General features: G+C 71.6%; 18 protein-coding genes. 15 read left to right on the forward strand and 3 right to left on the reverse strand.

The annotated features are described in order from the left end of the window. Positions 1–66 precede the first annotated feature (66 nt). Complete coding sequence (locus BM342_RS05275) at positions 67–1068, forward strand: helix-turn-helix transcriptional regulator (RefSeq protein ID WP_092964399.1); 1002 nt, start codon at positions 67–69, stop codon at positions 1066–1068. Between the two features lie 175 nt (positions 1069–1243). Here the strand turns inward: BM342_RS05275 and BM342_RS05280 are convergent, their stop codons facing one another. Further along, a complete protein-coding gene (locus BM342_RS05280; RefSeq protein WP_255368542.1) occupies positions 1244–2281 on the reverse strand; it encodes a LacI family DNA-binding transcriptional regulator in 1038 nt (345 codons plus the stop codon). A 112-nt stretch (positions 2282–2393) separates the two neighbouring features. On the opposite strand from BM342_RS05280, the gene BM342_RS05285 reads away from it, so the two are divergent. From BM342_RS05285 to BM342_RS05310, 6 genes are all read left to right on the forward strand, one after another. Continuing rightward, positions 2394–3338, forward strand: a complete 945-nt coding sequence (locus BM342_RS05285) for a carbohydrate ABC transporter permease (protein ID WP_092964400.1) — start codon at positions 2394–2396, stop codon at positions 3336–3338. Continuing rightward, positions 3335–4282: a carbohydrate ABC transporter permease gene (locus BM342_RS05290; RefSeq protein ID WP_369823107.1), complete on the forward strand. Its 948-nt coding sequence runs from the start codon at positions 3335–3337 to the stop codon at positions 4280–4282. The genes BM342_RS05285 and BM342_RS05290 overlap by 4 nt, the downstream gene beginning before the upstream one ends. A 106-nt stretch (positions 4283–4388) precedes the next feature. Continuing rightward, positions 4389–5735: an ABC transporter substrate-binding protein gene (locus tag BM342_RS05295; protein ID WP_092964401.1), complete on the forward strand. Its 1347-nt coding sequence runs from the start codon at positions 4389–4391 to the stop codon at positions 5733–5735. Between the two features lie 117 nt (positions 5736–5852). After that, entirely contained in the window at positions 5853–7646 is a 1794-nt protein-coding gene (locus BM342_RS05300; RefSeq protein ID WP_092964402.1) for a glycoside hydrolase family 35 protein, read from the forward strand. Positions 7647–7705: 59 nt separating this feature from the next. Next, positions 7706–8104: a PPOX class F420-dependent oxidoreductase gene (locus BM342_RS05305; protein ID WP_092964403.1), complete on the forward strand. Its 399-nt coding sequence runs from the start codon at positions 7706–7708 to the stop codon at positions 8102–8104. A gap of 72 nt (positions 8105–8176) precedes the next feature. Further along, a complete protein-coding gene (locus BM342_RS05310) occupies positions 8177–8791 on the forward strand; it encodes a LysE family translocator (RefSeq protein ID WP_092964404.1) in 615 nt (204 codons plus the stop codon). Between the two features lie 95 nt (positions 8792–8886). Here BM342_RS05310 and BM342_RS05315 read toward each other — a convergent pair whose 3' ends face one another. Further along, complete coding sequence (locus BM342_RS05315; RefSeq protein ID WP_092964405.1) at positions 8887–9354, reverse strand: VOC family protein; 468 nt, start codon at positions 9352–9354, stop codon at positions 8887–8889. Positions 9355–9463: 109 nt separating this feature from the next. On the opposite strand from BM342_RS05315, the gene BM342_RS05320 reads away from it, so the two are divergent. The 6 genes from BM342_RS05320 (at position 9464) to BM342_RS05345 (ending at position 13841) form a co-directional block, all read left to right on the forward strand. Continuing rightward, positions 9464–10522, forward strand: a complete 1059-nt coding sequence (locus BM342_RS05320) for a proline racemase family protein (protein WP_092964406.1) — start codon at positions 9464–9466, stop codon at positions 10520–10522. Further along, the gene (locus tag BM342_RS05325; RefSeq protein WP_092964407.1) at positions 10519–11544 is read left to right on the forward strand and encodes an ornithine cyclodeaminase family protein; all 1026 of its coding nucleotides are present in this window, start codon (positions 10519–10521) and stop codon (positions 11542–11544) included. The genes BM342_RS05320 and BM342_RS05325 overlap by 4 nt, the downstream gene beginning before the upstream one ends. Positions 11545–11668: 124 nt before the next feature. Next, on the forward strand, positions 11669–12319 hold the full coding sequence (locus BM342_RS05330) for a GyrI-like domain-containing protein (protein ID WP_092964408.1): 651 nt from the start codon (positions 11669–11671) through the stop codon (positions 12317–12319). A 101-nt stretch (positions 12320–12420) separates the two neighbouring features. Beyond that, on the forward strand, positions 12421–12891 hold the full coding sequence (locus tag BM342_RS05335; RefSeq protein ID WP_255368543.1) for an SRPBCC domain-containing protein: 471 nt from the start codon (positions 12421–12423) through the stop codon (positions 12889–12891). Beyond that, complete coding sequence (locus tag BM342_RS05340; RefSeq protein WP_092964409.1) at positions 12888–13205, forward strand: ArsR/SmtB family transcription factor; 318 nt, start codon at positions 12888–12890, stop codon at positions 13203–13205. Before BM342_RS05335 ends, BM342_RS05340 begins: the two co-directional genes overlap by 4 nt. Before the next feature lie 168 nt (positions 13206–13373). Beyond that, positions 13374–13841, forward strand: coding sequence for a hypothetical protein (locus BM342_RS05345; RefSeq protein ID WP_092964410.1), 468 nt, complete (start codon positions 13374–13376; stop codon positions 13839–13841). A gap of 81 nt (positions 13842–13922) precedes the next feature. On the opposite strand, the gene BM342_RS05350 is transcribed toward BM342_RS05345, so the two are convergent. Continuing rightward, the gene (locus tag BM342_RS05350) at positions 13923–14537 is read right to left on the reverse strand and encodes a TetR/AcrR family transcriptional regulator (protein WP_092964411.1); all 615 of its coding nucleotides are present in this window, start codon (positions 14535–14537) and stop codon (positions 13923–13925) included. 62 nt (positions 14538–14599) lie between these two features. Between BM342_RS05350 and BM342_RS05355 the strand changes: the two genes are divergently transcribed. Beyond that, the gene (locus tag BM342_RS05355) at positions 14600–15385 is read left to right on the forward strand and encodes an SDR family NAD(P)-dependent oxidoreductase (protein ID WP_092964412.1); all 786 of its coding nucleotides are present in this window, start codon (positions 14600–14602) and stop codon (positions 15383–15385) included. Positions 15386–15517: 132 nt separating this feature from the next. Further along, positions 15518–18409, forward strand: a complete 2892-nt coding sequence (locus tag BM342_RS05360; protein ID WP_092964413.1) for a lamin tail domain-containing protein — start codon at positions 15518–15520, stop codon at positions 18407–18409. Positions 18410–18411 lie beyond the last annotated feature (2 nt).

Consider the following 18411-nt stretch of genomic DNA (forward strand, 5'->3'; position numbering starts at 1 on the left):
TCTTCGACGGTACGGTCGATAGCGGAAAGTATCGTTCCTGATGAACCGAACTCGTCGGAGGATTCCATGACGGACACGGCCGGTCGCCTGCTGGCCCTGCTCGGCCTGCTGCAGTCGCGCCCGTCGTGGTCGGGGCCCGAGCTCGCCGAGCGGCTCGGCGTCACCACGCGCACGATCCGCAACGACGTCGAGCGCCTGCGCGCGCTCGACTACCCCGTCGCCGCGACGCGCGGCTCCATCGGCGGGTACCGGCTCGGCGCGGGCGGGCGCCTGCCGCCGCTGCTGCTCGACGACGAGGAGGCCGTGGCGGTGGCGATCGGCCTGCGCGCCGCCACCGGGGTCGCCGGGGTCGCCGAGTCGAGCCGCCGCGCGCTCGCCAAGCTCGAGCAGGTGCTGCCGCCGCGCCTGCGACCCACCGTCGAGGCCTTCGCGACGGTCGTCGACAACGCTCCGGCGAACAACGACACCGATGCCCCCGACCCCGAGGTCGACCCCGAGGTGCTGCGCGCGATCGCGACGGCGATCCGCTCGGTCGAGTGGCTGCGGTTCGACTACGGCGACCGTGGCGACGGCGACCGCGGCGACGATCGCAGCGACGTGCCGCGCCTCGTCGAGCCGTACCGGCTGCTGTCCTGGCTCCGCCGCTGGTACCTCGTCGCACGCGACCCGGAATCGGGGGAGTGGGACGTCTTCCGCGCCGACCGCATGCGCCCGCGCATGCCCACGCGGCGCCGGTTCGATCCGCGGCTCGTGCCCGGCGGCGACTACACGGCGTTCACCATGCGGCAGGTCGCGGTGAGCGGATGGATCGTGCACGCGCGCCTGCGCATCGCGGCACCGGCCTCGGCCGTGCTCGAGCGCATCCACTCCGCGGTCGGCATCGTCGAGGCGGTCTCGCCCGACGAGTCGATGCTGGTGACCGGCGCCGACAGCCTCGACACGATCGCGGCCTACATCGGCATGCTCGGCATGGACTTCACGGTCGAGTCGCCGCCCGAGCTGCGCGACCTGCTGCGCGTCTACGCCGATCGCTATCGCAGGGCGGCCGACGCGGCATCCGTCACCTGATCGAGCGGATGCCGCGGGCGCGCGCGGTGCGCCCCGCAGGCCTGCGCGACGTCCACGTCGCCCATCGCCCGTGTCCGCATCGCCGCAACTCCGATCGTGCGGACGCATGTGGTCGTTCGGCGGGCGGAATGGCGACCATTCGCGTCCGCGCGTGCGGAACGCGCACGCAGAAGTCTCAGCGGCGCGGCGCGGCGGTGCTCTGCCGGACCACGAGTTCGACGTCGACGAGCGAATTACCGCGGCGTTCGCCTGCCTCGACCTCGTGCAGCAGGGCCTCCACCGATCGGCGGCCGACCTCGCCGAAGTACTGGTGCACGGTCGTCAGCGGCGGCCAGAAGCTGCTCGACTCGGACATGTCGTCGAAGCCGACGACGCTCACGTCGCCCGGCACGGCGCGGCCCGTCTCGTGCATGGCGCGCAGCACGCCGAGCGCCATCTGGTCGTTGGCGGCGAACACGGCGGTCACGGCCGGGTTCGCGGCGAGCTCGAGCCCGAACTCGTAGCCGGCCTCGGTCGACCAGTCGCCGACGAGCACGGGCGGTGCGGATGCCCCGTGCTCGGCGAGCGTCGCCGCCCAGGCGTCGCGTCGGCGCGTGGCCGAGTACGACCGCTCGGGGCCGGCGAGATGCCAGACGGTCTCGTGGCCGAGGTCGAGCAGGTGCTGCACGGCGAGGCGCGCGCCGTGCGCCTGGTCGGTGTCGACGCCGGGGAAGCGCTCGTCGCCCGAGGCGTCGATGATCACGACGGGCAGGCCGTCGGGCAGCTCGACGTCGGACTCGTCGAGCAGGTGCGCCTCGACCACGAGGATGACCCCGTCGACAGCGGCGTCGGCGAGCCGGTCGAAGGCGACCGAGAGCTCGCCCTTCGTGGGGTGCGGCACGGGGATGAGCGTGAGCGAGTAGCCCGCGTCGCTCGCGGCGGTGGTGATGGCGTCGAGGGTGCGCATGTTGCCGAAGCTCGAGAGGGTGAACATGATGACGCCGATGCTGCGGAAGCGGCCCGTGCGCAGGGCCCTGGCGGCGCTGTTCGGGCGGTAGCCGAGCTTGGCCATCGCGGCGAGCACGCGGTCGCGCGTCGCGGCGTCGACGTTGTCGCGGCCGTTCGACACACGTGACACGGTCTGGCCGGACACGTTGGCCTCGCGCGCGACGTCGGCCATCGACGGCGCACGGCGGCGGCCGGGGGCGGTGCCCGGGCCTGTGGTCGTCGTCATGGGGTGCTCCCTCGCTGCGCCTTTGCAGAAGACTGGCGCATGTTCACGTCAACATGCTACGGTGTCGACACGAGATGTTGACGTAAACATCCCGGCGATCAGAAAGAATCCGATGACAACGACGTCCGTACCCGCGGCGACACGGTCGACCGCGGCACCCGCAGCACCGCCGCCCCGCCGGCGAACCCGCGCCCGCAGCGAATGGAAGGGCCTCGCGTTCGTCGCCCCGTTCCTCGTCGTGTTCCTGCTCGTCTTCATCGCGCCGGTCGCCTACTCGATCCATCTCAGCCTCTACCGCGAGCAGCTCGTGGGCGGCAACGCGTTCGTCGGCTTCGAGAACTACCTCGCGCTCTTCGGCGACCCGCAGTTCTGGGAGGGCTTCGGCCGCGTCACCCTGTTCCTGCTCATCCAGGTGCCGGTCATGCTCGGCCTCGCGCTCGTCGCGGCCCTCGCGATCGACAGCGCCCGCCTGCACGCATCCGGCTTCTTCCGCATCGTGATCTTCCTGCCCTACGCCGTGCCCGCCGTCGTGGCGGTGCTCATGTGGGGCTTCATCTACGGCGACAACTTCGGCCTCGCCGCGAACCTCAACGACTGGCTCGGCTCGACGATCGTCACGCCGTTCGCCCGCGAGTGGATCCTCGTCTCGATCGGCAACATCGTGACCTGGGAGTTCGTCGGCTACAACATGCTCATCTTCTACTCGGCGCTCAAGGTCATCCCGACCGACCTCTACGAGGCCGCCGAGCTCGACGGGGCCGGCCCGATGCGCGTCGTCACGGGCATCAAGCTCCCGGCACTGCGCGGAGCGATCGTGATCGCGACGATCTTCTCGATCATCGGCAGCTTCCAGCTCTTCAACGAGCCGAACATCCTGCGCACGCTCGCGCCGAACATCATCACGACCTACTTCACGCCGAACATGTACGCCTACAACCTCTCGTTCAACGGCCAGCAGTACAACGCCTCGGCCACGGTCGCGATCGTCATGGGCGTGTTCACCGCCGTGATCGCCTACGTCGTGCAGCTGCGCGGCTCGCGGAAGGAAGAGCGATGAGCACCATGACCGAGGTCATGACCACGACGGATGCCGCGGCCGGCCGTTCCTCCGGAGCCCGCCGCCGGCGCGCCTACCGCCCGAAGTACTCGTCGCCGCTCCGCCCGCGCAAGTCGGTCGCGTTCACGCTGCTCATGGGCATCTTCGTCGTCTACAGCCTCGTGCCGCTCATCTGGCTCGTGATCAACGCCACGAAGACGCAAGGCGACCTGTTCTCGAGCTTCGGACTCTGGTTCGGCGACGACTTCGTGCTGTTCCAGAACATCTGGGAGACGTTGACGTACAACGACGGCATCTTCGTGCGCTGGCTCGGGAACACGCTGCTCTACGTCGTGGTCGGCGCGGGCGGGGCGACCCTGCTCGCGACGCTCGCCGGGTACGGGCTCGCGAAGTTCCGCTTCACGGGGCGCAAGGCCGTGTTCGCCGTCGTGCTCGGCGCGATCGCCGTGCCCGGCACCGCGCTTGCGGTGCCGACGTTCCTCATGTTCAGCCAGCTCGGCCTCACGAACACGCCGTGGGCGATCATCATCCCGTCGCTCATCAGCCCCTTCGGCCTCTACCTGATCTGGGTGTACGCGGTCGACTCGGTGCCCACCGAACTGCTCGAGGCGGCCCGCATGGACGGCGCGGGGGAGTTCCGCACGTTCTTCACGATCTCGATCCGCCTGCTCGCGCCCGGCATCGTCACGGTGCTGCTGTTCACCGTCGTCGCGACGTGGAACAACTACTTCCTGCCGCTGATCATGCTGAGCGACCCGACCTGGTACCCCCTCACGGTCGGCCTCAACCAGTGGAGCGCGCAGGCCTCGGGCGTCGCCGCGCAGCCCATCTACAACCTGGTGATCACGGGCTCGCTGCTCACGATCGTCCCCATCGTCGTCGCGTTCCTCGGCCTGCAGCGGTTCTGGCAGTCGGGGCTCAGCGCCGGAAGCGTCAAGCAGTGACCGAGCGGCACTGCACGACGGGCTCCACCGCACCATCCGCTCGTCGGAGCGTCCTGCCCCGAGCCGTACAGCACATCACGAACACAACGAAGTGAAGGGAACCACCATGCGCATCTCTCGTTCCACGGTCAGGCGCGGCCTCTCGGTCGTCGCGGCCGCAGCGCTCATCGGCACGCTCGCCGCGTGCTCCTCGGGCGACGGCGGCAGCGGCTCCGACGCCGGCGGCTCGGCCTCCGACCTCGACGCGGCCCTCGAGGCCGGCGGAAAGCTCACCTACTGGAGCTGGACCCCCAGCGCCGAGGCCCAGGTCGCCGCGTTCGAGAAGGCCTACCCGAAGGTCGACGTCGAACTCGTCAACGCGGGCACGAACACCGAGGAGTACACCAAGCTCCAGAACGCGATCAAGGCCGGCTCCGGCGCACCCGACGTCGTGCAGATCGAGTACTACGCCATTCCGCAGTTCGCCCTCTCGGACTCGCTCGTCGACCTGAGCCAGTACGGGCTCGACAGCCTCGAGGACCAGTTCAGCGCCTCGACCTGGGGCGCCGTGAACGTCGGCGACCAGCTCGTCGGCCTGCCGCAGGACTCGGGCCCCATGGCCCTGTTCTACAACAAGAAGGTCTTCGACGAGTTCGGCATCGCCGTGCCGACCACGTGGGACGAGTACGTGCAGGCGGCGAAGGACCTGCACGCCGCAGACCCGACGAAGTACATCACCGCCGACACCGGCGACTCGGGCTTCACGACGAGCATGATCTGGCAGGCCGGCGGCCGCCCGTTCTCGGCCGACGGCACGGACGTGACCATCGACCTCGCCGACGAGGGCACCCAGAAGTGGACCGGCGTCTGGAACCAGCTCATCGAGGGCGGCCTGCTCTCGGACACCCCCGGCTGGAGCGACGAGTGGTACAAGGGCCTCGGCGACGGCTCGATCGCCTCGCTCGTGATCGGCGCCTGGATGCCGGGCGTGCTCGAGTCGAGCGTGCCCGACGCGGCCGGCGACTGGGCGGTCGCCCCGATGCCGACCTATGACGGAACCCCCGTCGCCGCCGAGAACGGCGGCGGCGGCCAGTCGGTCACCAAGCAGTCCGAGAACCCGGCGCTCGCCGCGGCGTTCCTGCGCTGGCTGAACTCCGACCCGGCTTCGATCGACGTGTTCCTGCAGTCGGGCGGGTTCCCGTCGACCACGGCCGAGCTGAGCGACCCCGACTTCCTCGCCTACGAGTCGGACTACTTCGGCGGCCAGAAGATCAACGAGGTGCTCACGCAGGCCTCGAAGGACGTCTCGACCGGCTGGCAGTACCTGCCCTACCAGGTCTACGCGAACAGCATCTTCGGCGACACCGTCGGCCAGGCGTACGCCAACGGCTCCGACCTGGACGACGCCCTCGCGAACTGGCAGGACCAGCTCGTGTCGTACGGCAACGACCAGGGCTTCAGCGTCAACGAGTAGCACCCTCGGCGGGGTCGGTCGGCGTTCGTCGGCCGGCCCCGCCGCGCACCACCCGCACCACCGCACGACCACACCACCGCCGCCGGCCCAGCCGGTCGATCCCAGAACGGATGCCCCGTGACCGCCCAGCCTCCCCAGAGCCGCTTCGCGATCGGCGAGACCGACTTCGAACTCGACGGAGCCCCGTTCCGCGTGCTCTCGGGTGCGCTCCACTACTTCCGCGTGCACCCCGACCTGTGGGCCGATCGCATCCGCAAGGCGCGGCTCATGGGCCTGAACACGATCGAGACCTACGTCGCCTGGAACCGGCACGCCCCGCACCCGGGCGAGTGGGACGCCTCGGGCGGACTCGACCTCGGCCGGTTCCTCGATCTCGTCGCCGCCGAGGGCATGCACGCGATCGTGCGCCCCGGTCCGTACATCTGCGCCGAGTGGGACAACGGCGGCCTGCCCGCGTGGCTGTTCCGCGACCGCGAGGTCGGCATCCGCCGCTCGGAGCCGCGCTACCTCGAGGCCGTGACCGAGTACCTGCGGAACGTCTACGAGATCGTCGTGCCGCGTCAGGTCGACACTGGCGGCTCGGTGGTGCTCGTGCAGATCGAGAACGAGTACGGCGCCTACGGATCCGACAAGCGCTACCTCGAGCACCTCGTCGACGTCACGCGCGCGGCCGGCATCACCGTGCCGCTCACGACCATCGACCAACCGACGCCGCAGATGCTCGCCGACGGCAGCCTGCCCGGACTGCACCTCACGGGCTCGTTCGGCTCGCGCACGCTCGAGCGCCTCGAGACGCTCCGCGAGTTCCAGTCGACCGGCCCGCTCGTCTGCATGGAGTTCTGGTGCGGCTGGTTCGACGACTGGGGCTCGCACCACCACACGACGGATGCCGCGGCATCCGCCCACGAACTGGACCTGCTGCTCGCCGCCGGGGGGTCGGTGAACATCTACATGTTCCACGGAGGCACGAACTTCGGGCTCACGAACGGCGCGAACGACAAGGGACGTTACGCGCCGATCACGACGAGCTACGACTACGACGCCCCGCTCGACGAGGCCGGGCACCCGACCGAGAAGTTCTGGGCGTTCCGCGAGGTGATCTCGCGGTACGCGCCGGTGCCCGACGAGGTTCCGGATGCCGCGGCTCCGGCGCCCGTGCTCGAGGCACCGCTCGCCGTGGGGCCGTCGCTGCTGTCGGCGGCCGAGGCGGGCGAGCTCGGCGTCGACGAGCGGCACGATCGCGTGCCGACGTTCGATGCGCTCGAGCACTATCGAGGACTCGCCCTGTTCGCGACCGCGCTCGAGGGATCGCCCGACGCTCCCGGCGTCCTCACCGTCGGTGAAGAGGTGCGCGACCGCGCCTGGGTGCTGCTCGACGGCGTGCCCGTCGGCGTGATGTCGCGCGACGCGCACGAGCGCTCGATCGTGCTGCCTCGCACGCACGGCGAGCTCGCGATCCTCGTTGAGGACCAGGGACGCGTCGACTACGGCACGCGCCTCGGCGAGCACAAGGGCCTCATCGGCGGAGTCGAGCTCGACGGCGTCGAGCTCACGGGCTGGCGCGTCCGGCCGATCGACCTCGAGCGCGTGCCCGCCGTCGTCGGCGAGCGTGCAGCAGTCGCGCACGATTCCGTGCCCGTCGCGGGCCCCGCGTTCGCGCACGCAACGCTCGAACTCGCCGCGCCCGCCGACCTGTTCCTCGACACGCTGCACTGGGGCAAGGGCCTCGTGTGGGTCAACGGGTTCCTGCTCGGGCGGTACTGGCGTCGCGGCCCGCAGCGCACGCTCATCGTGCCGGCGCCCGTGACGCGAGCCGGGGCGAACGAGGTCGTCGTGCTCGAGTTCGAGGGCTTCGCCGACCCGGTGGTGCGCACGCTCGCCGCGGCCGACCTCGGCCACACCGAGATCTGACCGAGCGCGACGCATGCGCCGGGCGGAATGCACGCGGCGCCCACCCGGTTGTGCCTGTCATGACCAACGAACTCGACGATCACGCCACCCGCATCCTCGCTGCGCCCGTCTTCGGACACCTCGCGACGGTGCGACCCGGCGGCGGCGTGCAGGTGAACCCGATGTGGTTCGAGCACGACGCCGAATCCGGCACCATCCGCTTCACGCACACGACGAAGCGTGCGAAGTTCCGCAACCTGCAGGCCGACCCGAACATGACGCTCGAGGCGCTCGACCCCGAGAACCCGCACCGCTACGTCGAGGTCCGCGGACGGCTCGCCGAGGTGATTCCCGACCCCGAGGGCGCGTTCTACGTGCGCCTCGGGCAGCGCTACGGCGACCCGCACGCCCAGGCGCCGGCCGACAGTGCCGACCGGGTGATTCTCGTCATGGACATCGAGAAGGTCAACGGGCGCTGACCCGGGCGCGCAGGCCCGCGCTGGCGGGTGTCGGCGCGAGGGTGCAGGATGGGCCAGACCGAAGGGGGCCCGGTGACCATCGCATTCCTGCTCACGACGCTCGTGGTCGTGGCGACGCCCGGCACGGGAGCCGTCTACACGATCGGCGCCGGACTGTCGCGCGGCCGGCGCGCCAGCCTGATCGCCGCGTTCGGGTGCACGGTCGGGGTGCTGCCGCACATGATCGCCGCGATCACGGGGCTCGCGGCGCTGCTGCACGCTAGCGCCGTGGCGTTCGAGATCGTGCGCTGGCTGGGCGTCGCGTACCTGCTGTTCCTCGCCTGGCAGTCGATCCGCGATCGCTCGACGATCGCCGTCGACACCGAGCGGACCCCCGTCTCGTTCTGGCGGGTCACGGGCACGGCAGTGCTCATCAACCTGCTGAACCCGAAGCTCACGATCTTCTTCTTCGCGTTCCTGCCGCAGTTCGTGCCGGCCACGGCTCCCGACGCGACGCTCCAGATGGTGCTGCTGAGCTCGGTGTTCATGGCGGTCACCTTCGTCGTCTTCGCGATCTACGGCGTCTTCGCCGCGACCATGCGCAGCCAGGTGATCGGCCGCCCGCGCGTCGTGGCCTGGATGCGGCGCACGTTCGCCGCGACCTACGTGCTGCTCGCCGGTCGTCTGGCGCTCGAAGCGCGCACCTGAGGCACGCACCCGTGCTGCGCGACGGGGCGGCGGCGCGAGGAGCTGAGCGATCGAGGCGGTGACGGATGCCGCGGGCGGCCGCCCGCGGCATCCGCTCACGCGTTCTCGAGCTCGGCGATGACGACCTTCTTCTGGCGCATCATCACCTGGATCTGCTCGGGCCGCTTCGTGAGCTCGCCCATGTTCGCCGGGATGACCTGCCAGCTGATGCCGAAGCGGTCCTTGCACCACCCGCACTGCTCCGACTCGGGCACGTGCGAGAGCGCCGCCCAGTAGTGGTCGATCTCGGCCTGGTCGGCGCACGAGACCACGAACGAGATCGCCTCGTCGAACATGAACAGCGGGCCGCCGTCGAGGCAGGCGAAGTCGACGCCGTTGAGCGTGAACTGGCCGTTCAGCACCTTGTCGGTCATGCCCTCGAAGTGCTCGTCGAGGGATTCGTCGGGGTAGGGTTCGATCGAGCGGATGCGCGAGTTCGGGAACACCGTGACGTAGTACTCCATGGCTTCGCGGGCCTGGCTGTCGAACCACAGGCACGGCTGGATGGGCGAGACCTCGGCCATCGTGACCCCCTCGGCGCGCCGGGCACGTTCGGCCGGATCGCGTCGCGGCTCACGCTACGCCCGAGCGGCGCGGATGTCACCGGCGGGCGCCGGGCTGGACAATGGGGGGATGACGCAGCACCAGCGCGCGGCCGCCCTCGGCGGCGCCGCCCTCCACCCGATCAGCACCATCGACTACCACACGGCGGGCGAGCCCTTCCGGATCATCGCCGAGCCGGGCATGGCGATCGAGGGGGCGACGGTGGCCGACCGCCGGGAGTACGCGATCGGCGACCCGGCCGTCGACGGGCTGCGGCGGCTGCTCTGCTTCGAGCCGCGCGGGCACGCGGACATGTACGGCGGCTTCATCACGCCGCCCGACGACGCGGGCGCGCACCTCGGCGTGCTGTTCTGGCACAAGGACGGCTTCTCGACGGCGTGCGGGCACGGCACGATCGCGCTCGGCGCGTGGGCCGTCGAGACCGGGCTGGTCGCGGTCGACCCGAGCGGCGTCACCGACGTCGTCATCGACGTGCCGTCGGGCCGGGTCGTCGCGCGCGTCTCGACCGATGGCGCGGGCGCCGTCACGAGCGTGGACTTCGTGAACGTGCCGAGCCGGCTCGTCGCCGAGGGGTTGCACGTGTCGACGAGCCGCGGCGAGCTGACGGTCGACCTCGCCTACGGCGGCGCGAACTACGCGATGCTCGACGTCGCGCAGGTCGGACTCTCGATCGAGCCGGGCGACGTCTCGGAGCTCATCGCCCTTGGCCGCGAGGTCAAGTGGCTGCTGAACGACTCGGGTGCCGCACAGCATCCGAGCGACCCGCGCCTGAGCGGGGTCTACGGCACGATCCTGTTCGAGCGCCTCGGGCGCGACGCCGACGGGCGCCTGCACCAGCGCAACGCGACGGTCTTCGCCGACGGAGAGCTCGACCGGTCGCCCTGCGGCTCGGGCACCGCGGCGCGCGTCGCCGCACTCACGGCGCAGGGCGAGCTCGCATTCGGCGAGACCCTCGTGCACGACTCGATCGTCGGCTCGCGGTTCCATGCTCGGGCGGTCGAGCGCGCGGTCGTCGACGGCTTCGATGCCGTCGTGCCCGTCGTCACGGGCATGGCGTACCGCACGGGCACGTCGACGTTCACGGTCGACCCGCGCGACCCGCTCGTACCGGGATTCGTGCTGCGATGAGCGGCCGCATCGAGGTGCTGGATGCCGCGGCCACCCGTGCTCGGCTCGGGTACCGCTCGGCCGTCGAGGCGCTCGAGGCCGCGCTGCTCGCCGGGTTCGACCCCGCGACGGATGTTGCGCGCAGCGCAGTGCCGCTCGGCACCGCCGAGGCGCTGCTGATGCCGTCTGCCGTCGGCGACGCGGTCGGCGTGAAGGTGCTCACGGTCGCGCCGGGCAATCCGTCACGCGGGCTGCCGCGCATCCAGGGCGTGCACCTCGTGTTCGACGCAGTCACCATGGCGCCCGCGCTCGTGCTCGACGGCGCAGCCCTGACGAGTGTGCGCACGCCCGCGGTGTCGCTGGCGGCGATCCGACGGGCGCTCGCGGCTCGCGCTGGGTCGCGCGCGGCGTCCCGCGACGCGTTGCGCGATGCGACCTCCGGCGCTGACCACCTCGGCGCGTTGCACGTCGTCGTCTTCGGCACCGGGCCGCAGGGGGTCGCGCACGTCGAAGCGCTGCGCGAGGTCTGCCCCGAGCTCGAGATCGGGTCTGTGACGCACGTCGCCCGCCACGCGCCCGCCGACCCCGCCGTGCTGCAGGGCGCGGACTTCGTCGCGGCGGCCGACGCGGCATCCGTCACCCGGGCCCTCGCCGAGGCCGGGCTCGTGATCTGCGCGACGACGGCGCGCGAGCCGCTCTTCGACTCCTCGGTGCTCGGCGACGATGCGGTCGTCGTCGCCGTCGGCTCGCACGAGGCCGACGCACGCGAACTCGACTCCGCGCTGCTCGCGCGTGCGACGGTGGTCGTCGAAGACGTCGCGACAGCCCTCCGCGAAGCCGGTGACGTCGTACTGGCCGTGCACGACGGGCTGCTCGATCCGGCATCCCTCGTTCCGCTGTCCGGTGTCGTGACCGGGCGCGCCGGCGAGGCCGAGGGTGGCGCGGCGGTCGGCGCTGCGGCCGGCATGCGGCCCTTCGTGGTCAAGACCACGGGCATGTCGTGGGAGGACGCGGTCGTCGGATCCACGGCGCTCGCGCGCTGACGGCCGCTCGCGGCATCCGCGATCCGCAACCGTGCCGGCCGGGGCATCCGGGGCATCCGGGGCATCCGGGGCATCCGGGGCATCCGGACAGCTCGTGACCGGGGAGCGGCGTACGCTCGGCGGCATGACCGAGCCGACGACCGAGAAGTACGACGTCAAGCGCGCGCATCGGGCGCTGTACGCCCCGTCGACGAAGGCGTTCGTCGACGTCGACGTGCCGCCGATGCAGTACCTCGCGGTCGACGGGCACGGCGATCCGAACACGTCGGCGGCCTACGTGCAGGCGGTCGAGGCGCTGTTCGGGGTGGCGTACGCGCTGAAGTTCGCGAGCAGGCGAGAGGTCGGGCGGGACTTCACGGTCGCGCCGCTCGAGGGACTCTGGCGAGCCGACGACCCGGCGGCGTTCGTCGCGCGCGACAAGTCGGCGTGGAGTTGGACGATGCTCGTGCACCAGCCCGAGTGGATCGACGAGTCGGCGGTCGCCGACGCCGTCGACGCCGTGCGCGCGAAGGGGGCGAAGGCGAAGTCGGAGCCGAGTCCGGCGCTCGACCTGCTGCGGCTCGTGCTGCTCGACGAGGGGCGATCGGTGCAGATCCTGCACGTCGGCTCCTACGACGACGAGGCGCCGACCCTCGCGCGACTGCACGACGAGTGGATGCCGCAGCACGGCCTGACGTTCAACGGCCCGCACCACGAGATCTACCTCAGCGACGCCAGGCGCACGGCACCCGAGAAGCTGCGCACGGTGCTGCGACAGCCGGTGCGGCGCGTCTGATCTCACGGACCCAGCAAAGTGCAACTCAAGGGTTGCGCATCGCGGATGCACATGCAACTCTGGAGTTGCACGTATTCAGCGAAGGGAACAGAATCATGAGCATGACCGACAACCAGGCATCCGTCGTCGACGAGGCCGACTTCTCCGTGCGTCGCACCATCCGCATCGCCGCGCCGGTCGAGAAGGTGTGGCGTGCAGTCACCGAACCCGAGCAGATCTCGCGCTGGTTCGGCCGCACCGAGCTCGACGGCTCCGGCCCCGGGGCGCAGGGGAGCATCACGTTCGAGGGCTACGGCCGCGTGCCGCTCGCGATCGAGGCCGTCGACGCGCCCCGAAGCATCACGTACCGGTGGGGCAACGACGACGCGCTCGGGCACCTGCGCGACGAGCTCGACGACCACGCGACCGACTTCACGTTCACGCTCGAGCCCGTCGACGGCGGCACGCTGCTCACCGTCGTCGAGCGCGGCTTCGACCGCACCTCGAATCCGCTGCGCAACCTGTCCGAGCACGCCGAGGGGTGGGTCTCCGAACTCGACAAGCTCGTCGCGCTGCTCGAGGGCGGCGCGTGAGCACCGACACCCTCGTTCCCGTGTTCGCCGCACTCGGCGACGAGACGCGGTGGTCGATCCTGGCCGCACTCGGCGAGGGCGATGCTTCGGCGTCGGCCCTCGCCGGGCGCCTGCCCGTCACGCGGCAGGCCATCGCGAAGCACCTCGCCGTGCTGCAGGAGGTCGGGCTCGTCGAACCCGTGCGCGTCGGCCGGGAGGTGCGCTTCCGCGTGGTCGGCGCGCAGCTCGGCGAGACCGCGCGCCGCCTCGACGCGATCGGCGCCGCCTGGGACCGCCGCCTCGCCGCGATCAAGGAGATCGCCGAGGGGCTCTGAGCGCTGGATGCCGGTGGCGGCCGCCCGGGGCTCGCGCACCTGGGACTCGACGTGCGCGATTCCGGACACGGCGCGCGAAACGCCGAGAAGCGGCATCCGATCTCCGCGGGTCGCGCTGCGGATCCGGAGTTGCGTACGGGCCACGGCACCCGACGCTACGGTTGACGGATGGATGCCTGCGCCGCCCTCGCGGAGTCGATCGAGCGCCTCGCCGCGCGCGGGTACTCGAACCGCCGGTTCCTCAAGGAGCTCGGGCGTATCGGCGGGGTGCGCCGCGGCCCGATGTGGATCACGGATGCCGGATCGGGCGGCAGCAACCGGCTGCGCGGCCGCGGGTTCCGCCGTCGTGTCGACGACGACACCGACGGGCAGGCGCGCCACTTCGCCGGCACCGTCGCGGTCACGGTCCGCATCGGCGGGCGCTTGTCGCAGTGGCTCACGACGCACGTGCTGCGCGACGCGCCCGACACGGCCGACGGGCGGCTGAGCGCCGAGGCGATCGAGTTCGTGCGGCTCGTGCGGTCGGGAGAGCTCGCGCAGGCGGATGCGGGCGACTGGGTTCGCCGGCGACTGTGCGCAGCGGGTGCGGCCGCCCAGGCCGGCCCGGGCGATCCGGCCGGGGCGCCGGGCGCCTGACCGGCCTCCGGCGCTCGACTGAGCCGAGACGTCACCTCGAGAGCGGCTCCACGGCGAGGCTCGAGGCGCTCGAGGTGCTCGTCACCGTGATGTGCCCACCGCGCTCGTGGGGTCGGCGAGGCCGCGCCAGATGAACGAGATCGTGGCCTCGGCGGCATCGTGCCAGGACGTGCCGTTCAACAGGTCGTCGACGGCGAGCGTTGCGACGCCGTGCACGGCCGCGAACGCGACGAGTGCGAGCTCGGCGGCGTCGCCGGCGAGCACGGCGCCCGCGTGCTGGGCGTCGTTGATGAGGTCGACCAGGGCGGCCATGCCGGCGTGGCTCAGTTGCACGAGGTCGGCCGAGGCGTCCGCATGGTGCTTGGCCGAGTACATGTTCGCGAGGATCGCCGGGTGCTCGACGGCGAACGAGACGTAGGCGAGGCCTGCGCGACGGAACCGCTCTTCGAAGGGGGCCGGGCCGGCGGCCGCCGTGGCGAGGTCGCCGTTGAGCTGAGCGAACCCGGCGATGCCGAGCGCGTCGAGCAGCGCCTGCTTGTCGCGGAAGTGTCGCGCGGATGCCCCGTGGCTGACGCCGGCGTCGCGCGCGAGCTGTCGGAGCGAGAGCGCGGCGAGTCCGTCGACGTCGAGTGTGCGCCAGGCGTGGTCGAGGAGCACCTGTCGGAGGTTGCCGTGATGGTAGGTGCGCGCGGTCACCCGATCACTCTAGCGGCATGTAGGCATTGACAACAATGCTGTCGCTGTCTACATTGGTGCGCATGACCAGGACCTACCGCGGCACGACCGCTCTCATCACCGGAGCCAGCTCCGGGCTCGGCGCCGAGTTCGCCACCGGCCTCGCCCGCCGAGGCTCCGACCTCGTGCTGGTCGCCCGTCGAGAGGCCAGGCTGGTCGAGCTCGCCGAGCGACTCGAGCGCGATCACGGCGTGCGGGTCACGTCGATCGCGCTCGATCTCGCGAAGCTCGACGCACCCGCCGCGCTGCGTGCGGCGCTCGACGAACGGGGCATCCGGGTGCAGTCGCTCGTGAACAACGCCGGCTTCGGCATGAAGGGCGCGTTCGCCGAGGCCGATGCGGCGCGCATCGCGGAGATGGTCAGCCTCAACGTCGCCGCGCTCGTGGGCATCACGCGCGAGTTCCTGCCCGACCTCGTCTCCGACGGCCGGGGTGTGCTCGTCAACATCGCGAGCACGGCCGCCTACCAGCCGTGCCCGAACATGGCCGTGTACGGCGCCACCAAGGCGTTCGTGCTGAGCTTCAGCGAGGCGCTCTCCCATGAGACGCGCGACACGGGTCTCCGGGTGCTCGCCGTGAGCCCCGGCGCGACGCGCACGGAGTTCTTCGAGGTCGTCGGCACCGAGGACGCCGCGGTCGGTCGGTTCCAGACGCCGGCCGAGGTCGTCGGGCTCGCGCTCCGCGAACTCGATCGACGCAGCACCCCGCCGAGCGTCGTCTCCGGCGGAGGCAATGCGCTCAACGCAGGCCTCGTGCGGTTCCTGCCGAGACGCGCGGCGCTCGCGATCAGCGGGTCCGTGCTGCGCTGAGTCCGGGCGGGCCCGGGTCCGCGACACCTCGACATGGTGCCGCCCCCGGGGGTTCACCGCGTCGACACCCTCCGTTCAGCGCCGAACGGTCGAGTAGGCGGCGACCCCTCACATCTCGTCAGGAGCCCCTCCATGCCCTTCCCCCCATCCATCCGTCGCGCGTCCGCGATGGTCGCGGCGCTCGCCGTGACCTCCGGCGCCGCCCTGCTCGCGATGCCCGGCGCCGCGCTCGCGGCAGACGGCGCGTCCGGCGTCGTCGTCAACGAGATCGTCTACGACACCGCCTCGCACGGCACCGTCGACTCGATCGAGCTCTTCAACGCGTCATCCGCCCCGGTGGATGTCTCGGGCTGGGCCGTCATGGACGACAAGCGCGTCGACCGCGGCACGATCCCGGCGGGCACGACGCTCGCGGCGGGCGGGTACCTCGTGCTGCAGAAGGACGCGACGCCGCTCGGGTTCCCGTTCGGGCTCGGCAAGGGCGACGAGGTCGTGCTCGTCGACGCCGCGGATGCGGTCGTCGACTCCTACGCCTACGCGGCCACCGCGCCGCTCGCCGACTGGTCGCGCTGCGCCGACGGCGGCGATTGGGCGCATGCGACGGCCGTCACGCTCGGGGCGGCGAACGTCTGCGCCGAGCCCGAGGAACCCGCGACCCCCGGCTCGGTGCTGCTGAACGAGATCGACTCCGGTCCCGCGGACTGGATCGAGTTCATCAACCCGGGCGCCGAGGCCGTCGACCTGAGCGGCTACGAGGTGCGCGACAACAGCGACGACCACCGCTGGTTCTTCGCAGCGGGTTCGTCGATCGCGGCAGGCCAGCGTCTCGTCGTCGAGGCCTCGACCATCGGTGCGGATGCCACGGGCAAGGCCCTCGAGTTCCAGGCCGCGATCGGCATCGGGGGGTCCGACTCGATCCGCCTCTTCGACACGACCGGCGTCCTGCTCGACGAGTACTCGTGGAACGGCCACCCGGCGATCGACGGCGATGAGGCTGCGGCGAGCTGGGCGCGCTGCCCCGACGCCACCGGCGACTTCGCCCTCGCGCGCGTCACGCCCGGCGCGGCGAACGACTGCGTGCTGCCCGCGATCGCGATCAACGAGGTCGAGTCCAACGGCGACGCGACCGACTGGGTCGAGGTCGTCAACACCGGCACGACGCCCGTCGACCTGTCCGGCTGGACCGTCATGGACAACGACCCGGTGGGTCATGCCGCCGACGTCACGCCCGTGGCATCCGGGACCGTGCTCGCACCGGGCGCGCGATTCGTGTTCGACGGCGCGACGCACTTCTCGTTCGGCCTCGGCGCGGCGGATGTCGCGACGGTCCGGAATGCAGCCGGCACCACGGTCGCGGAGTACTCGTGGTCGGCGCACGCCGCCGTCACGTGGGCGCGCTGCCCCGACGGCACGGGCGCCTTCGCCGACAGCACGACCTCGACCAAGGGCGCCGCGAACGCGTGCGGCACCGACCCGACCGATCCCACGGATCCGACCGACCCGACCGACCCCGAGGTGCTCGCCTGGCCCGGCGCGGCTGACGTGACCGTCGTCGACGAGGCGGCGATGTTCCTGAGCGACTCGTCGGGCCTCGACACCCAGCAGACGGCCGACGGCGTCGTGCTCTGGGCCGTCGACAACGGCACCGGCACGTTCTGGAAGCTCGACGTGGCGGCAGACGGCAGCGCTTCGTTCGCCGACGGGTGGACCGAGGGCAAGCGCGTGCGGTTCCAGCGCGACGCCGACGCCCCCGCCAAGGCCGGCCCCGACACCGAGGGCATCACCGCTGCGGGCGACGGCCGCATCTACATCGCCTCCGAGCGGGACAACGCGAACAAGGGCGTCAACCAGAACACGATCCTCGCGGTCGACCCCGAGGCAGCCGGCCCCGACGTCGTCGCAGCACAGGAGTGGGACCTCACCGCCTCGCTTCCGCAGGTCGCCGCGAACACGGGCCTCGAGGCCGTCGAGTGGGTCGCCGACAGCGACCTGAAGGGACTCGTCGACGCCAACACGGGAGCGATCTACGACCCCGCCGACTACCCCGGCCACGGCGACGGCCTGTTCTTCGTCGCGGTCGAGGACAACGGCGTGGTCTACGCGTACGCGCTGAACGCCGACGGATCGTTCGCCCAGGTCGCCTCGATCGACCCGGGCCTCGGCGGCGTCATGGCCCTCGACTACGACACCGTGCTCGACCAGCTCTGGGCCGTGTGCGACAACGGCTGCGAGGGCGAGGCCGCGCGCATCGCGTTCACGGGCGCCGAGCCGACGATCGTGCACGTCGCCCGCCCCGCGGGCATGCCGAACCTCAACAACGAGGGCTTCGCGACCGCTCCCGCGTCGCTGAGCTCGGCCGACCCGGCGCCGTCGCTCGTCACGACCCGCCCGGTGTGGTGGTTCGCCGACGGCGAGCGCCCTGGCGCGCTGCGCACCGGCACGCTGCCCGGTGCGGTCGTCACGGACCCGACCGATCCGACCGACCCGACGGACCCGACGGACCCGACCGATCCGACGGACCCGACGGACCCCGGCACCGCGCCGGCGCCGATCGACGAGTCGCTGCTCACCGAGGCGAACCGAGGCGGCGTCACGGCGCCGGCCACGGCGACTCCCGGGGCGAAGCTCCCCGTGAACGTGGGCGTCGCGCACGCGGGTGAGACGGTCTGGGGCACGGTCTACTCGACCCCGGTCTCCCTCGGATCCGCGTCGGTCGGCCTCGACGGCGTCGTGACGGTGACCCTGCCCGCCTCGCTTCCGGCGGGGGAGCACAAGGTCGCGATCCAGGCGGCCGACGGCACGCTCATCGGATGGGCACCCGTGACCGTGACGGCGGTCGACGCCGGCAGCGGCAGCGGATCGGGCACCACGGGTTCGGGAACCGCGTCGTCGGGCCAGACGGGCGGGCTCGCGGACACCGGGGCCGACCCGTGGCTCGCGCTCTCGGTCGCGGGCGGGCTGCTCCTGCTCGGCGTGGGCGCGGTCGTGCTGCGTCGTCGTCGCGCGCAGGCGGGGGCCGAGTAACC

This window comes from Agromyces sp. CF514 (assembly GCF_900113185.1).
Classification (GTDB): Bacteria; Actinomycetota; Actinomycetes; order Actinomycetales; family Microbacteriaceae; genus Agromyces.

What these genes read in the sequence shown, in the direction of transcription:
- BM342_RS05275 (WP_092964399.1), top strand. Translation starts at nt 67, where the DNA reads ATGACGGACACGGCCGGTCGCCTGCTGGCCCTGCTCGGCCTGCTGCAG.
- BM342_RS05280 (WP_255368542.1), bottom strand. Translation starts at nt 2,281, where the DNA reads ATGACGACGACCACAGGCCCGGGCACCGCCCCCGGCCGCCGCCGTGCG.
- BM342_RS05285 (WP_092964400.1), top strand. Translation starts at nt 2,394, where the DNA reads ATGACAACGACGTCCGTACCCGCGGCGACACGGTCGACCGCGGCACCC.
- BM342_RS05290 (WP_369823107.1), top strand. Translation starts at nt 3,335, where the DNA reads ATGAGCACCATGACCGAGGTCATGACCACGACGGATGCCGCGGCCGGC.
- BM342_RS05295 (WP_092964401.1), top strand. Translation starts at nt 4,389, where the DNA reads ATGCGCATCTCTCGTTCCACGGTCAGGCGCGGCCTCTCGGTCGTCGCG.
- BM342_RS05305 (WP_092964403.1), top strand. Translation starts at nt 7,706, where the DNA reads ATGACCAACGAACTCGACGATCACGCCACCCGCATCCTCGCTGCGCCC.
- BM342_RS05315 (WP_092964405.1), bottom strand. Translation starts at nt 9,354, where the DNA reads ATGGCCGAGGTCTCGCCCATCCAGCCGTGCCTGTGGTTCGACAGCCAG.
- BM342_RS05320 (WP_092964406.1), top strand. Translation starts at nt 9,464, where the DNA reads ATGACGCAGCACCAGCGCGCGGCCGCCCTCGGCGGCGCCGCCCTCCAC.
- BM342_RS05325 (WP_092964407.1), top strand. Translation starts at nt 10,519, where the DNA reads ATGAGCGGCCGCATCGAGGTGCTGGATGCCGCGGCCACCCGTGCTCGG.
- BM342_RS05330 (WP_092964408.1), top strand. Translation starts at nt 11,669, where the DNA reads ATGACCGAGCCGACGACCGAGAAGTACGACGTCAAGCGCGCGCATCGG.
- BM342_RS05335 (WP_255368543.1), top strand. Translation starts at nt 12,421, where the DNA reads ATGACCGACAACCAGGCATCCGTCGTCGACGAGGCCGACTTCTCCGTG.
- BM342_RS05345 (WP_092964410.1), top strand. Translation starts at nt 13,374, where the DNA reads ATGGATGCCTGCGCCGCCCTCGCGGAGTCGATCGAGCGCCTCGCCGCG.
- BM342_RS05355 (WP_092964412.1), top strand. Translation starts at nt 14,600, where the DNA reads ATGACCAGGACCTACCGCGGCACGACCGCTCTCATCACCGGAGCCAGC.
- BM342_RS05360 (WP_092964413.1), top strand. Translation starts at nt 15,518, where the DNA reads ATGCCCTTCCCCCCATCCATCCGTCGCGCGTCCGCGATGGTCGCGGCG.